This is a genomic window from Kineosporia succinea, from assembly GCF_030811555.1.
Taxonomy (GTDB): Bacteria; Actinomycetota; Actinomycetes; order Actinomycetales; family Kineosporiaceae; genus Kineosporia; species Kineosporia succinea.
Window position 1 is genome coordinate 3,746,235 of sequence record NZ_JAUSQZ010000001.1, and the last position, 14,564, is coordinate 3,760,798.

The following is a 14,564-nucleotide window of genomic DNA, read 5'->3' on the forward strand; positions in this document are numbered from 1 at the left end:
ATCAGAAGAGACGGTGCTCCACGTCGTCCAGGCCCCGCATCTCGTCGTAGTCCAGGATCACGCAGCGGATGCCGCGGTCCTCGGCCAGCACGCGTGCCTGCGGCTTGATCTCCTGCGCGGCGTAGATGCCGGCGACGGGAGACAGCAGCGGGTCGCGGTTCATCAGTTCCAGGTAGCGGGTGAGCTGCTCGACGCCGTCGATCTCGCCGCGTCGCTTGATCTCGACCGCCACCGAGCCGCCGTCGGCGTCCTTGACCAGCAGGTCGACCGGGCCGATGGCGGTCATGTACTCGCGCCTCACCAGCTGCCAGCCGTCGCCGAGCCGGTTCACCTGCTCGGCCAGCAGCTTCTGCAGGTGCGCCTCGACGCCGTCTTTCTGCAGACCCGGGTCGACGCCCAGCTCGTGGGTGGCGTCTTGCATCACCTCGTGGATGTTCACGATCAGCCGGTCGTCGGTCTTGGCGCTCTGCACCGTCCAGACCTCGATCACCCCGGCCTCGGCCGCGGTCTCGTCGGGCTTGCCGACGGTCAGCTTGGCCGGCGGGCTCATCCAGTTCAGCGGCTTGTACGAGCCACCGTCGGAATGCACCAGCACACTGCCGTCTGCCTTGACCATGAGCAGGCGGTTGGCCAGCGGCAGGTGGGCGGTCAGACGCCCGGCGTAGTCAACGGAACAACGAGCGATAACCAGACGCACGGTTGACGAGCCTAGCCCGAACCGAGGGTGCTCGCGGTCAGGTGGGCCACCCGGTGCGGTGCCGCCCCGCTCGGCGGGTGACGTTTTGCCTGATCACGAACTGGTGGCTGAGCGACGCGCGGTGCGGCCGAGCCTCCGCCCACCCTCGGTCGGCGGAGTCGGGAGAGAGCTGATCCGGGCCGCGACGGGGCCGCCCGTGGCGACCACGTCGTCCCCTGTTCGCCGGACCACGAGACACGCCACTGGCGCGTCATGGACGCTACTGCGCAATGCGCGGTACCTTCTGTCACGCGGCAGTGGATCGGTCAGGGGACGACAGGGGAGAGGGATGGACACGACGCAGTTGCTGAAGGGCGTGCTCGACGTCGCGGTGCTCGCGGTGGTGGCACAGGAAGACGGGTACGGCTACGACGTGGTGCGGCGCCTGCGGGCGGCCGGCTTGGAAGACGTCGGTGACGCGTCGGTCTACGGCACGTTGCGGCGTCTGTACGCCGGGGGCTCGCTCACCTCGTACGTGGTGCCCTCCGACGAGGGGCCGCACCGCAAGTACTACGGCATCACCCCGATGGGCCGGGACGAGCTCGACGCCCAGCGGCAGACCTGGGCCGGCTTCGCCGACACCATGACGGCCCTGCTGGCCGAGCCGGACACGAACAGCAAAGACAGCACGGTGACGCTCGTCAGGACCATGACCGGCTCGGAGGGAACGCGATGAGCATGACGACGCAGGCCCCGGGGGCGGCCGGATACCTGGCCGCGGTACGCACGGAGCTGAGGGATCTCGGCCCCGACGAGATCGACGAGCTGACCGGGGGACTCGAGGCCGACCTGGCCGACGCGCTCGCCGCCGGTGACCAGACGCCCGAGGAGCTGTTCGGCCCGCCCGCCGCGTACGCCGACGAACTGCGTGCGGCCGCCGGTCTTCCGCCCCGGCCCTCGCAACGGCGCCGGGCCTCGCTCACCGCCAAAATGCGGGGCCAGGTGGACCGTTACGTGTCGCCGGCGCTGGCCTGGTTCGACGAGCAGCCGTGGAGTCCGGAGGTGCGCGCGTTCGGCGTCACCTGCCGTCCGCTGTGGTGGGCGTTCCGGGCCTACGTGCTCTACCAGCTGCTGGTCCAGCTCGGATCCGGCCCGGCGCAGTGGGTTCCGCAGTCGTTCGGGCAGTGGTTCCTGCTCGTGCTGCTGGTCGTGCTGAGTATCGAGGCGGGGCGCCACGACTGGCGCTCGCGCGGTCGCTACCAGGGCTACGCGGTCGTCGGTGCGAACGGGCTCGGCGGGCTCATGCTGTTCCTCGCCTTCTGCGGAGCACTCAGTGGCACGCAGGTGGGCCTGATGCCGGTGAACTCCACGCAGTACGCCGATGTCACCTACGTCGACCAGTCGAGCACCGAGGGAGTCGTGAACAACGGGCACCTGGTGCGCAACATCTTCCCGTACGACGCCGACGGCAACCCGCTGACCGACGTGCAGCTCTTCGACGACCAGGGGCAGGTGCTCGTCCCGGCCGAGAAGGTCTGGAGCGAGGACGACTACGACGGTGGGTACGCCGAGGTCGAGAGCGCGCCGGCCACCCGTGATGACGGCTCGGAGCGCTACAACGTCTACCCGCTGCGGGAGAGCGTCACCCGCTACGGCTTCGACGGTGGCGACAGCACGACCGAGGTGCGCGACGCCCAGGCCCCGGACCGGATGCAGTACCCGGTGAAGCAGGCGGCCGGTGGTGAGACCCCCGGTCCCGCCGTGACCTCCAGCCCGGGCGCTACCTCCAGCCCGGGCGCGACGTCCGGCCCGGCCGCCACCCCGAGCCCGGATGTCACCCCGAGCCCGGATGTCACCCTGACCGGCCCGGCCTCGACTTCGGGCGACGGGCAATGACCGCGACGATCTCCGAAAGCACCGTGACGGAACACGTCTCAGCCGGCCGGTCCCGGCTCCGACATGGTGAACGAGCCGACCGGCGGCCTCGAGGCCGACCCGGGCGAGGCCTCAGGTGGTGATGGCCGTAGCGGGGGAGCGGTCCTGGTCTGTCTGAGTCGGGAAAGCACCCGAAACACGGCGCGGGCGGCGGGCTCCGGAGGGGAGCCCGCCGCCTGCGTCCGTTACGGGACTACAGCTTGCCCGTCACCGCCGCCTTCGCGTTGACGATGCCGTGACCGTAGAAGCCGTTGTCCGACTTCGGGCCCTCACACGTGGCGTACGAGTCCACGACCGCACCGGTCGTCAGGATCCGGTGGTAGTGGAACGTGCGCGGGTTCGGGCAGGCCGTCTCGGTGGCCGACTTCAGCACCTTGGCCTCGGTCTTGTCCGGGTCGAGACCCAGCCCGCTCTTGTCCTTCTTGCCGTACTCGCTGACCACCAGGGCGGCCACACCCGCGGCGTGCGGCGAGGCCATCGAGGTGCCCTGCAGGTACTGGTAGTAGCCGCAGACCGAGCCCTTGCAGGACTTCAGCACGGCGGTGTTGGTCGGCTCACCGTTCTCGTCGATGTCACCGTTCTCGATCGCCAGGTGCTTCGGGTAGGCCCCGAGCACCGCGTTGGCGATGTTCCGGGTGCCGTCGGCGGTGTCGTAGGTGTCACCACCCGGGGCGGCGACGTCGGTCTCCTGCGTGCCGTAGTTCGAGTAGTAGGCCTTGCGCTTGCTCGGCCCGGTCGAGCTGACCGTCAGCACGCCCTTGCTCTCGGCCGGCACGTTGATGCACGAGTTGTCGATCGTGCGGGTCTTCGCGGCACCTTCCGGGTAGTTGGGCGAAACCGTGTCGGTGGTGGGGTTGTTCAGGTCGGTCGCCTCGTTGCCCTCGGCCGAGACCGGCAGAACGCCCTTGTTCCGGGCGTAGTTCAGGGCCCGCTGCACCGCGGTGCGGGTGACCTGCTGCTGACGCTGTTCCTCGGCGGAGTCGGCCGGGTTGTTCGTGCAGTTGAACAGCCACGGGTCGACGTAGTAGCTCATGTTCACCACGTCCACGCCGATGTCGCCGGCGTAGGTCAGGGCGTCGAGTGTGGCCTGCAGGAAGAAGTAGCCCGAGTCCTGGCCCGCCCGGATGTTCACCAGCGTCACGTCGGGCGCCACGCCGGCGATGCCGATGCCGTTCACCGGCGAGGCGATGGTGCTGGCCACGTGGGTGCCGTGCCCGCCGTCGTCGACATCGGCCGGGTCCTTGCAGCTCGCGACCTCGCACTCGCCGTCGATCGCCGGGATGTCGGTGACGAAGTTGCGCGAGAGCTTCTTGCTGAAGTTCGGCGCGATGTCCGGGTGCGACCCGTCGACACCGGTGTCGATCACGCCGACCAGCGTCTTCTTGTCGCCGCTCTGCTTGGCGTACGAGCCCTTGGCCGTGGCGTCGATCTGCTTCATGTCCCACTGCAGATCGGCGAACGGCTCACTGCCCGCGCCCGATCCGTGGTGCGCGCCCCGGCCCGAGGTCTTCGGGGCGTCGGCCCGCAGCTGCTCGATCTGGAACTGGTCGGCCTGCTTGAGTTCCGGTGCGCGGCCGATGATCTCGTTGGCCGCCGCCCCGAGAACGGTCGAGTCGGCGTTGACCTTCGCCCCGAAGTCGGCCCGGCTGCTGCGGGCCACCACGTAGCCGAGTGCGGAATTGTCTGCGACCACGGTGCCGCCGGCCCTCTCGACGGCCGCCTTCGCCGCCAGGGAGCCTGAATTCGCGTCCTGCAGAACGATGTACTCGGTCGCGGTGGTGCTCGCGGCCGTGGTGACGGGTGCTGCCGAGGCCGGGGTGGTGGCCACGAGCAGGGCGCCGGTGACGGCGGTCAACGCTGTCACCATGCAGACGCCGAGTTGTCGCATCGAATCTGTCCCTTCGTCGCGGAGCTTCGCGGTGGAACTTCAGTGCGCATACCGGATGACTTATATCGGTTCTTCCGTCCGGTTTGAATGGATAGTGAAGAATTTTCTGCCGGAAGGTGGCGAAGGATACGGCGACAGGTTCGTCAAGACCCCCTTCCGAAGGTGGCGTGCACGACAAATCCGGTCCCGTCAAGACCTTTCGCTCCGGACGACCATGGGAGACCGGGTAGCTGAAGGAGGCTGACGATGGCGCGGCAGATACAGACCGTCGGGGTGATCGGGCTGGGCACCATGGGGGCGGGCATCGCGGAGGTCCTCGCCCGTCACGGTCACGACGTGGTCGGGGTGGAGATGGATGACGCGGCGGTGGACCGGGCGCGCGGGCGCCTGGAAGCGTCGACGCACCGGGCGGTGGAGCGGGGCAAGCTGACCGCCGACGACCGCACGGCGCTGTTGCGCCGCATCCGTCTCGCGACCGACGTGGTGCACCTGGCCGACGCCGATCTGGTGATCGAGGCGGTGCCGGAGACGCTCGCGCTGAAGCAGCGGGTGCTCGCGCAGGCCGATGCGGTGGTGCGGCCGGACACGGTGCTGGCCACCAACACCTCCAGCCTTCCGGTCACCGAGATCGCTGTCGCCACAGGCAATCCGCGCCGGGTGGTGGGTCTGCACTTCTTCAACCCGGCGCCGGTGCAGGGGCTCGTCGAGGTGGTGCGCACGGTGGTGAGCGACGAGGACGTGGTGGACGACGCGGCGGCCCTGGTGCGGGCGCTCGGCAAGGAGCCGGTGGTGGTCGGCGACCAGGCCGGGTTCATCGCGAACGCGCTGCTGTTCGGCTATCTCAACCACGCGGTGACGATGTTCGAGGCGAGGTACGCGGCTCGCGAGGACATCGACGCGGCCATGCGCCTGGGGTGCGGGTTGCCGATGGGCCCGCTCGCCCTGATGGACCTGATCGGGCTGGACACCGCCTACGAGATCCTCGACTCGCTGCACCGGCGCACGCTCGACCGTCTGCACGCGCCGGCGCCGCTGATCCGGCAGATGGTCAGTGCGGGGCGCACCGGGCGCAAGAGTGGGCGGGGCTTCTACACCTATGCGGCGCCCGGGTCTTCGGTGATGGTGGACGCGTCGGTCCCGTCGGCGCCCGAGGTCACCTCCGGGGGTGAGGAGGGGGCGGACGTCCGCCGGGTCGGCGTGGTCGGCACGGGGACGATGGCGACCGGGATCGTGGAGGTGCTCGCGGTCGGGGGCCTGGACGTGCTGTTCGCCGGGCGCGGCATGGAGAAGGTGGAGGCGGTGCGGGCCCGGCTGAGACGCAACCTGGAGCGGTCGGTGGCCAAGGGACGGCTGACGCCGGAACAGCGCGACGAGGCCCTGGCCCGGGTGCGGGGCACGACCGCGCTGGACGACCTGCGCGACGTCGACCTGGTGATCGAGGCCGTCGTCGAGGATCTCGGCGTCAAGCAGGCCCTGTTCCGCGAACTCGACCGGATCTGCCGGGAGGGGGCCGTGCTGGCGACCACCACGTCCTCACTCGGGGTCATCGAATGCGCGGCCGTGACGAGGCGGCCACAGGACGTGGTCGGCATTCATTTCTTCAACCCGGCCCCGGCGATGAAACTCGTCGAGGTGGTCAGCACGGTTTCGACCTCGCAGCGTGTGACTCTGACCGCTCTGAAACTGTGCCGCCGAATTCGTAAGCATCCTGTTACCTGTAGCGACCGGGCCGGGTTCATCGTCAACGCCCTGCTGTTCCCGTATCTCAACAATGCCGTCAAGATGCTCTCCGCCCACTATGCCGATGCGGGTGACATCGACCGGGCCATGCGGCTGGGCTGCGGATATCCGATGGGCCCGTTCGAGCTTCTGGACGTGGTGGGCCTGGATGTATCACTGGCCATCGAGAAGGTTCTCTATCTGGAGTTCCGTGAACCAGGCTTCGCCCCGTCACCGATGTTGCAGCACCTCGTCACAGCGGGTTATCTGGGGCGTAAATCTGGGCGCGGATTCCGTACGTACGGCTAGCTCGATGCACAGCCAGTCGCAAGCTGCGGTTAGGCTGGCGCCCGATTGCGCGGATACGGCACTGCGAGCCGTTCACGGGGGCGCGACACGAGACTGTCGGTGAACTGGCAAGACCGGGCGAGATCTGTGAGGGGAACGTGGTGGTGCGGCAGCCTGCCGACGCGTCGGCAGACGATGCGCACCGGTCTGTCTCCGACCAGGTGATCGGCCGGGACGTACCGGGCCCGCTGGTGTTCGAGGAGTTCGTGGCCAGTCGCGGCCCGGCTCTGGTGCGGCTGGCGCGCGGTCTGCTGCGCGACCCGTACCTGGCCGAAGACGTGGTGCAGGACGTGCTGGGCCGTGCCCTGCTGCAGTGGGCCCGGGTGAGCGCGGCCCACGACGTCGACGCCTACGTGCGCCGGATGGTCGTGAACGCCTGCACGTCGTGGTTCCGCCGGGCCGCCCGCCGCGAGCGGGTGACCGACTCGGTGCTGGTGCTCGACATGCCCTCGGGCGACGGCTCGGAGAACCGCGCCGAGCGCGACCAGCTGATCGCCATGCTGCGCCGCCTGCCGGCCAAGCAGCGCGCGGTGCTGGTGCTGCGGCACTACGAGGGCCTGCCCGACAGCGAGATCGCGGTGCTGCTCAAGTGCAGTGAGGTGACGGTGCGCAGCAATGCCCACCGCGGCCTGGCCAAGATGCGCGACATGATGACGTCGGTCCCGGCCTGAGCCCTCAGGGCGTGACGTCGTAGCCGTCGAACCCGGGCACCGCAGCGGTGACGAACGGGATCGCCGCGACCACCGCGTCCACCGTTATGGGCCCGTAGAAATGCGGGAAAGGACGCTCGGAGCCGGGCACCTCGTCCCACCGCAGGGGCGACGGGCACCGCTCGGCGTCGACCACCAGCAGCACCAGCTGCGACGGCTCCAGGTCGGCGTAGAACCCGGCATGGACGCCCTCGACCTGGCCGGCCGCCGAGCAGTGGATGAACCCCTGCTCGGCCAGCGTGAGTCCCCGCGTGGAGATCTCGTACGACCCCGACGACACGGCGGCCGCCCAGTCGGTGCTCAGGGCGATGTGCAGTACGCGGGTCACGCGCGCTCCTGACGGGGGATGAGGACCTCCTGGATGATCAGGAGGATGGCGGCGGCGATCGGGATGGCGATGAGCGCGCCCAGCACACCGAGCAGCGCACCGCCGCCGAAGGCCGCGATCAGCGCCACCGCCCCGGGCACGGCCACCGTGCGGGACATGATGCGCGGGGCGATGAGGTAGTTCTCGACCTGCTGGTAGATCACGTAGTAGATGGCCGCGACGACCGCGATCTGCACCGACTGGAACAGCCCGACCAGCACCACGAGCACCGCGCCGATGGTGGCACCGACGAGCGGGATCAGCCCGAGCACGCCGACCACGAAGGCCAGCACGGCGGCGTAGGGGATGCCGAGGATCGTCATCATCACGAAGCTGCAGACGCCGTTGATCGTGGCGACGGCGACCTGCCCGGCCACGTAACCACCGATGCGCTTGATGATCTCGTCGCCCAGCGCCCGCACCCGGGTGCGGCGGCTGCGCGGCACGAGGCGGTAACCGGCCTCGGCGATGTTGTTCAGCGAGGCCAGGAAGTACAGGGTCAGGATCAGCACGGTGAAGGTGCTGGCCAGGCCGGACAGCACCGCCTTGCCGGCGCCGAGCACCCCGCCGAACACCTGCATCACGGTCTCGCCGTTGCTGGCCCGGTCGCGGATCTGCTTGCTGAGGTTGTCGATCACGCCGTACTGCGCGTTCAGGTCGTTGATCCAGGGCGTCTTCGTCAGGTTGTCGATCTGGTCGGGCGCCGAGTTCACCAGCTCGGTGGCCTGGTCGACCATGTCCGGGATGATGATGGCCGCGAAGCCGCCGAAAATGCCGATCACCACGACGAACACGATGGCCACCGAGGCGCCGCGCCGCAGGCCCTGGCGCTGCAGGTAGCGCACCACCGGGTCGAGGCCGACGGCCAGGAACGCGGCGATGACGACCAGCGTGATGGTCTGCGACAGGTCGGCCACGATCTTCATCAGCTGGAACGCCAGCAGCGCGCCGATGGTGGCGATGAAGCCGAAGTAGAACGGGTTGTTGGTGTTGATCGGCGGGCCGGGGCGGCCGAACTTGGGGTCGCCCTTCACCGGCTCGCCCAGCGGCGGCGGCGTCGGCAGGGTCGATTCCTCGGGTTCACCCGCCGGGTGCTCGGGAGTCGACTCCTTCACCCGCCCGGGCTCGGCGGTGGGGGGTTCCGCGCCCAGGGCGGACTGGTGGTCGGGGTCCGACTGCTGCGACACCGCGGGGGCTCCGTTTCAGGGTCGAAGATCGCTTCCGTGCAAGATCGCATTCTGGCCCCATACACAGCAACGCCGCCCGGTGAGATACCGGACGGCGTTGCGGTGAGGTGAATCTCCAGACCCGTCCTGGCGCTTGGATCCGTCCTGGTGCTTAGACCCGGTCTAGCGCTTGGATCCGGTCTAGCGCTTGGACCCGGCCGGCGCGGCGTCGGGCAGCACGATCGTGCGCTGCTCGCCGTCCTGCCCGGCCTCACCCTGGGGCTCGTCCTGCGGGTTGTGCGACGCGGCCTGCGCGACCTTGTCGAGCGAACCCGCGTTCATCGGCATCCCGCCACCGAGCAGGGCGCGCAGCTGGTCGAGGTGACCGGTGATGCTGTCGCGCTGACGGATCAGCTCGTCCACCTGACGCTGTGCGGCGCGGCGGTTGCGGTCGGCCTCGCCCTTGGCCTCGGACAGCACCTTGTCGGCGTGCGCCCGGGCCTCGGCCATGACCTGGTCGGCGTTGCGGCGGGCGTTGCCCACGAGCGTCTTGGCGTGCTCGTCGGCGTCGCGGCGCACGGCCTCGGCCTGGTTGACGGCCTTTCCGGCGCGGCTCTCGGCGGCGTTGGCGCGCTGCTCGGCCTCGGCCACCAGCTGGGTGGCCTGCCCCACGGCCTGCTCGTGACGCTCGGCGTCGAGACGCTCGGCCTCCTCGCGACGGGCGGCGAGCTTGACCTCGAGGTCGGTGCTCATCTGCTCGGCGCGGGCCCGGGCCTCTTCGAGGGCCGCGGCCGCGGACGAGCGCATCTCCTCGGACTCGCGCTTGGCCGTGGAACGCATCTCCTCGGCGTCACGCTTGGCCGCACCCCGGGCCTCGTCGGTCTCCCGCTTGGTGGCCGCCCGGAGCTCGGTGACCTCGCGCTCGGCGGTGGCCCGCAGGCGCGCCAGCTCACGGTCGACCGTGCTGCGCTTCTCCGAGGTCTCGTGCTCGGTGACCGATTTCAGCTTGGAGGCCTCGCGCTCGGCGACGGCCAGCATCTCCTCGGCCTTGCGGGTCGCCGTGCCGACGATGTCCTCGGCCTCGGCGTTCGCGGTGTTGCGGAGCTCGGCGGTCTCGCGCTGGGCCAGGGCCGTGGCCTCGGCCGCCTCGTTCTGCGCGGCGGCGCGGTGCTGCGCCGCCTCCACCCGGGCCTGGGCGACTGCCTCCTCGGCCTCCTTGGTGGCGGCCGCGATCACGTCGCTGGCCTGCTCCTCGGCCAGGCGCAGCAACTGCTCGATGCGGGAGCCCAGGCCGCTGTACGAGGGGCGCTCAACCTCGCGCAGCTGCCGGTGGGCCTCCGCCACCTCGCCGGAAAGTTTCAGGGCGCGGGTGTCGAGTTCCTCGACGCGACCTCTGGCGTCTCGCAGGGAGGACTCCAGGGAGGCAATTCTTTCCTCCACCTGGGCGCGATCGAAACCACGCATGACGATCTGGAATCCATGGGGGCTCTGTTCGCCGGCCACTACTCAGTCCTCCCTGACGGCCCGCCGCCCGGGCCTAGACGTTCCTGAACCTGGTGATTGCTTGATGATGCCGCTCGCGCTGGGCTTCATCGCGCACGCCGAGACCTTCACCCGGTGCGAGGCAGAGTACTCCCACCTTGCCTTGATGACGGTTGCCGTGAACGTCAAATGCAGCTTGTCCAGCCTGGTCGAGCGGATAAGTACGAGACAGCGTCGGATGGATGAGCCCGCGCGACACGAGGTCGTTCGCAGCCCACGCCTCGGCGTAGTTCGCGAAGTGCGATCCTACGATGCGTTTCAGGTTCATCCACAGATAGCGATTGTCATATTCGTGCATGTAACCAGATGTTGATGCACACGTGACCACCGTTCCCCCTTTTTTCGCTGCGTAGACACTGGCCCCGAACGTCTCGCGGCCTGGGTGCTCGAACACGATGTCCACGTCCCGCCCACCGGTCAGCTCACGGATGCGGGAGCCGAGGCGCCGCCACTCCCGCTGGTCCTGGGTGCGCTCGTCACTCCAGAACCGGAACCCCTCGGCGACCCGGTCGATGACCAGCTCGGCGCCCATCCGGTGGCACAGCTCGGCCTTGGCCGGCGACGACACGACGCAGATCGGCGTGGCCCCCGAGGCCAGCGCGAACTGGGTGGCGTAGGAGCCCAGGCCGCCCGACGCACCCCAGATGAGAACGGTGTCGCCGAGCCGCATCGCGGCCCCGTTGCGGGAGACGAGTTGTCGGTAGGCGGTCGAGTTCACCAGCCCGGGACAGGCGGCCTCCTCCCAGGTGAGGTGCGCCGGCTTGGGCATCAGCTGGTTCGTCTTCACCAGGGCGAGCTGCGCCAGGCCGCCGAAGTTCGTCTCGAAGCCCCAAATACGCTGTTGAGGGTCGAGCATCGTGTCGTCGTGCCCCTGCGGTGCCTCCAACTCGACCGACAGGCAGTGCGCGACCACCTCGTCACCCGGCCCCCAGGCCTGCACCCCGGCCCCGGTACGCAGCACCACCCCGGCCAGATCGGAACCCACCACGTGGTACGGCAGGTCGTGCCGTGCGCCGAGCGGTCCGGTACGGCCGTACTTCTTCAGGAACGTGAACGTCGGCACCGGCTCGAAGATCGACGTCCAGACCGTGTTGTAGTTGACGGCGCTCGCCATCACCGCGACCAGCGCCTCGCCCGGGCCGAGCTCCGGCACCGGCACCTCGTCGAGGTGCAGCGAGCGGCGCGGGTCCTTGTCCTTCGTGGGCAGGCCCTCGAACAGGCCCACCTCGTCGGCACGCACCGTCACCCCGAGGTACGACTCCGGGACCTCCAGTGCGAGGTAGTCGTCGCGGGTGGCCTGCTGGGACAAAATGGCGTCGAGAATCTTCTGCACGGCTGCCTCCGGCGTGAAACCGATGAACGTCATGAGAGCCGGCGCGAGAGGATGGGGCGCCGATCGAAAGTGGCTGTGGAGCCGACACTTATGACGTTAGGCAGCCGGCCGGCCCGGCAGTAGGGGGCGTGCGGTGACGCACCTCACCGGGGAGCGGGTTCCACCAGTTCCACGAGTACGCCACCGGCGCTCCGGGGATGGATGAAGTTGACCCGGCTGCCCGCGGTGCCGCGCCGGGGTGAGTCGTAGAGCAGACGGGCGCCGCGCTCACGCAGGGTGGCGCAGACGGCATCGATGTCCTCGACCCGGTAGGCGATCTGCTGCAGGCCCGGGCCGGAGCGGTCGAGGAACTTCGCGATCGTCGAGCTCTCGTTCAGCGGGGCGAGAAGCTGCACGTGAGAGCCGGAATCACCGACCGCCATCATCGCCTCCTCCACCCCCTGCTCCTCGTTGACCTCGCGGTGGGCCAGGCTCATGCCCAGCACGTCGCGGTAGTAGGCGATGGCGGCGTCCAGATCGGGCACGGCGACGCCGACGTGGTCGATGGTGGTGAAGAGATCATTCATGCCGACGACCATACGGCCGAAACCCCTTAGTACGCCTGATCCTTCGGGCACCAGTAGAGATTGCGCGCCACCATCGCCTCGGTCGCCACCGGCGTGCCGCACCGCCGGCAGGCCTCACCCGCGCGCCGGTAGACGTAGTGCGAGTCCTCGCGGCGCACGGTCGCGGCCGTGCGCCGGCCGCGGGGCCGGTCGTCCGGCCGGGTGGTGACGATCTTGCCGCTGCGTACCCCGGCCCGCATGAGAACCTGCAGGTCGGCCCAGAGCAGGCTCCACTCGTCGGAGGTCACGCCCCGGCCCGGACGGTGCGGATCGATGCCGTGCCGGAACAGGATCTCGGCCCGGTACACGTTGCCGATCCCGGCGATGACCTTCTGGTCCATCAGCAGCGCCCCGATCGCCGTCCTCGACCGGCTGATCCGCTCGAACGGCTCGTCGCCGTCCGCGTTCTTGCGCAGGGGATCGGCACCCAGCCGGTCGATGACGCGCTGACGTTCCGACGCGTCCAGAAGCTCGCTGGCCGTTGCCCCTCGCAGGTCGGCCCACCCGCGCTCGCTCTCGAGACGCAGCCGCAGCTGCCCCCAGGGAGCGGCCGGGGAACCCTTGCCGTGCAGGAACTTGCCGTAGAGGCCTAGGTGCACGTGGAGCCAGAGCGGAGGACGGCCGCCGGCCGGGGAGGCGTGCACGAACAGGTGCTTGCCCCAGGCGTCGGTGCCGGTGACCGTGGCGCCGTCGAGCTGGGCGACCCCGGCGGCGAACTTGTCCTGCACCGCGCTGGCGCGTACGACGGTGCCGGTGAAGAGCTCGTCCAGGTTCTTGGCGAGCCGGTGGATCGTGTGGCCCTCGGGCAGCGTGGTCTCCGGTGTTCGGGTGCAGCGTGAGTGCAGTTGCGGACGTCTTTGAGGTTCTCTCGAGTGCCCGCGAGTACAGCAGATTCCGCCGGGCGCGGCCATCGGAAGATGTGGCCCCTGACACCCGGCGGAGCCCCGGGGGCGTTGTTACGTTGGAGACGAGACTTCGTGCCCTCTGCCGTACTGCTGTCGAACTTCTGTCGAACTGCGAGGAAGCCGTGACCGATCAGACCACCGTCATCGTCGCCGGGGCCCGTACGCCGGTGGGCCGGTTGCTCGGCTCGCTGAAGGGGTTCTCGGCCCCCGAGCTGGGGGCCGTCGCGATCAGGGGCGCGCTCGAGAAGGCCCGCGTGGACCCGTCGCTGGTCGAGTACGTGATCATGGGCGAGGTGCTGCAGGCCGGGGTCGGTCAGGGGCCGGCCCGGATCGCGGCGGCCCGGGCGGGGATTCCGCTGAGCGTGCCCGCGATCACGATCAACAAGATCTGCCTGTCCGGCCTCAACGCGATCGCGACCGCCTCGGCGCTGATCCGCGCGGGTGAGTTCGACATCGTCGTGGCCGGGGGCATGGAGTCGATGACCCAGGCCCCGCACCTGCTGCCGGGCAGCCGGGGTGGTTTCAAGTACGGCGACGTGTCGCTGAAAGACCACCTGGACCTCGACGGGCTGCACGACTCCTGGACCGATCAGGCCATGGGCGCGCTGACCGAGGCCGCCAACGTGGACGATCGTTCGTTCAGCCGGGCCGAGCAGGACGCGTTCGCGGCGGCCTCGCACCAGAAGGCGGCCGCGGCGCAGAAGAACGGCCTGTTCGACGACGAGATCGTGCCGGTGTCGATTCCGCAGCGAAAGGGCGAGCCGCTGTCGTTCGCCGCGGACGAGGGGGTGCGGGGCGACACGACGGTCGAGGTGCTCTCGCGGCTGCGCCCGGCGTTCCGCAAGGACGGCACGATCACGGCCGGTTCGGCCTCCCCGATCTCGGACGGGGCGGCGGCGGTGGTGGTGATGTCGCGTTCGAAGGCGCTCGAGCTGGGGCTCTCCTGGATCGCGGAGATCGGGGCGCACGGGCAGGTGGCCGGGCCCGACTCGACGTTGCAGTCGCAGCCGGCCAACGCGATCAAGGCGGCGCTGCGGCGTGCGGGCCTGACGGTCGGCGACCTCGACCTGGTCGAGATCAACGAGGCGTTCGCGGCGGTCGGCCTGGCCTCCACGCGAGAGCTGGGCATCGACCCGGCGAAGGTGAACGTGAACGGTGGGGCGATCGCGACCGGGCACCCGATCGGGATGTCGGGGGCGCGGCTGGTGCTGCACCTGGCTCACGAACTGCGGCGGCGCGGTGGCGGAATCGGTGCGGCGGCGCTCTGCGGGGGTGGCGGGCAGGGGGATGCGCTGATCCTGCATGTGCCTGCTTGAGTTCTTGCGGTGCCTGAGTTCTGACGGTGATTGAGTTCTGACGGTGCTTGAGTT

13 protein-coding genes are annotated in these 14,564 nt (G+C 69.6%); 5 read left to right on the plus strand and 8 right to left on the minus strand.

Annotation, left to right across the window (positions count from 1 at the left end; all coding sequences use genetic code 11):
• Position 1: 1 nt before the first annotated feature.
• The gene (nucS, locus tag J2S57_RS16490) at positions 2-697 is read right to left on the minus strand and encodes an endonuclease NucS (RefSeq protein ID WP_307243690.1); all 696 of its coding nucleotides are present in this window, start codon (positions 695-697) and stop codon (positions 2-4) included.
• 328 nt (positions 698-1,025) lie between these two features.
• On the opposite strand from nucS, the gene J2S57_RS16495 reads away from it, so the two are divergent.
• Positions 1,026-1,412 carry a PadR family transcriptional regulator gene (locus tag J2S57_RS16495; protein WP_307243692.1) on the plus strand — a complete coding sequence of 129 codons (387 nt, stop codon included), beginning with the start codon at positions 1,026-1,028 and terminating at the stop codon, positions 1,410-1,412.
• Positions 1,409-2,572, plus strand: a complete 1,164-nt coding sequence (locus J2S57_RS16500) for an HAAS signaling domain-containing protein (RefSeq protein WP_307243696.1) — start codon at positions 1,409-1,411, stop codon at positions 2,570-2,572. Before J2S57_RS16495 ends, J2S57_RS16500 begins: the two co-directional genes overlap by 4 nt.
• Positions 2,573-2,804: 232 nt before the next feature.
• On the opposite strand, the gene J2S57_RS16505 is transcribed toward J2S57_RS16500, so the two are convergent.
• A complete protein-coding gene (locus J2S57_RS16505) occupies positions 2,805-4,475 on the minus strand; it encodes a S8 family peptidase (RefSeq protein WP_307251063.1) in 1,671 nt (556 codons plus the stop codon).
• A gap of 270 nt (positions 4,476-4,745) precedes the next feature.
• On the opposite strand from J2S57_RS16505, the gene J2S57_RS16510 reads away from it, so the two are divergent.
• Positions 4,746-6,527 (plus strand): 3-hydroxyacyl-CoA dehydrogenase family protein, encoded by a 1,782-nt coding sequence (locus tag J2S57_RS16510; RefSeq protein ID WP_307243700.1) that lies wholly within the window; start codon positions 4,746-4,748, stop codon positions 6,525-6,527.
• A gap of 140 nt (positions 6,528-6,667) precedes the next feature.
• Positions 6,668-7,237: a SigE family RNA polymerase sigma factor gene (locus tag J2S57_RS16515; RefSeq protein WP_307243704.1), complete on the plus strand. Its 570-nt coding sequence runs from the start codon at positions 6,668-6,670 to the stop codon at positions 7,235-7,237.
• Between the two features lie 4 nt (positions 7,238-7,241).
• Here J2S57_RS16515 and J2S57_RS16520 read toward each other — a convergent pair whose 3' ends face one another.
• From J2S57_RS16520 to J2S57_RS16545, 6 genes are all read right to left on the minus strand, one after another.
• Positions 7,242-7,604, minus strand: coding sequence for a DUF952 domain-containing protein (locus tag J2S57_RS16520; protein ID WP_307243707.1), 363 nt, complete (start codon positions 7,602-7,604; stop codon positions 7,242-7,244).
• Positions 7,601-8,830 (minus strand): AI-2E family transporter, encoded by a 1,230-nt coding sequence (locus J2S57_RS16525; protein WP_307243710.1) that lies wholly within the window; start codon positions 8,828-8,830, stop codon positions 7,601-7,603. The genes J2S57_RS16520 and J2S57_RS16525 overlap by 4 nt, the downstream gene beginning before the upstream one ends.
• 180 nt (positions 8,831-9,010) lie before the next feature.
• Positions 9,011-10,273, minus strand: coding sequence for a coiled-coil domain-containing protein (locus tag J2S57_RS16530; RefSeq protein ID WP_307243713.1), 1,263 nt, complete (start codon positions 10,271-10,273; stop codon positions 9,011-9,013).
• A 73-nt stretch (positions 10,274-10,346) separates the two neighbouring features.
• Positions 10,347-11,684, minus strand: a complete 1,338-nt coding sequence (gene ccrA, locus J2S57_RS16535; protein WP_370882664.1) for a crotonyl-CoA carboxylase/reductase — start codon at positions 11,682-11,684, stop codon at positions 10,347-10,349.
• A 143-nt stretch (positions 11,685-11,827) separates the two neighbouring features.
• Positions 11,828-12,250, minus strand: coding sequence for a methylmalonyl-CoA epimerase (gene mce / locus J2S57_RS16540; protein ID WP_307243720.1), 423 nt, complete (start codon positions 12,248-12,250; stop codon positions 11,828-11,830).
• A gap of 26 nt (positions 12,251-12,276) precedes the next feature.
• Complete coding sequence (locus J2S57_RS16545) at positions 12,277-13,200, minus strand: Fpg/Nei family DNA glycosylase (RefSeq protein ID WP_307243724.1); 924 nt, start codon at positions 13,198-13,200, stop codon at positions 12,277-12,279.
• A 116-nt stretch (positions 13,201-13,316) separates the two neighbouring features.
• Between J2S57_RS16545 and J2S57_RS16550 the strand changes: the two genes are divergently transcribed.
• On the plus strand, positions 13,317-14,510 hold the full coding sequence (locus tag J2S57_RS16550) for an acetyl-CoA C-acetyltransferase (protein WP_307243729.1): 1,194 nt from the start codon (positions 13,317-13,319) through the stop codon (positions 14,508-14,510).
• The last annotated feature ends 54 nt before the right edge of the window (positions 14,511-14,564 follow it).

What these genes read in the sequence shown, in the direction of transcription:
- J2S57_RS16495 (WP_307243692.1), top strand. Translation starts at nt 1,026, where the DNA reads ATGGACACGACGCAGTTGCTGAAGGGCGTGCTCGACGTCGCGGTGCTC.
- mce (WP_307243720.1), bottom strand. Translation starts at nt 12,250, where the DNA reads ATGAATGATCTCTTCACCACCATCGACCACGTCGGCGTCGCCGTGCCC.
- J2S57_RS16545 (WP_307243724.1), bottom strand. Translation starts at nt 13,200, where the DNA reads ATGGCCGCGCCCGGCGGAATCTGCTGTACTCGCGGGCACTCGAGAGAA.
- J2S57_RS16530 (WP_307243713.1), bottom strand. Translation starts at nt 10,273, where the DNA reads ATGCGTGGTTTCGATCGCGCCCAGGTGGAGGAAAGAATTGCCTCCCTG.
- J2S57_RS16500 (WP_307243696.1), top strand. Translation starts at nt 1,409, where the DNA reads ATGAGCATGACGACGCAGGCCCCGGGGGCGGCCGGATACCTGGCCGCG.
- J2S57_RS16510 (WP_307243700.1), top strand. Translation starts at nt 4,746, where the DNA reads ATGGCGCGGCAGATACAGACCGTCGGGGTGATCGGGCTGGGCACCATG.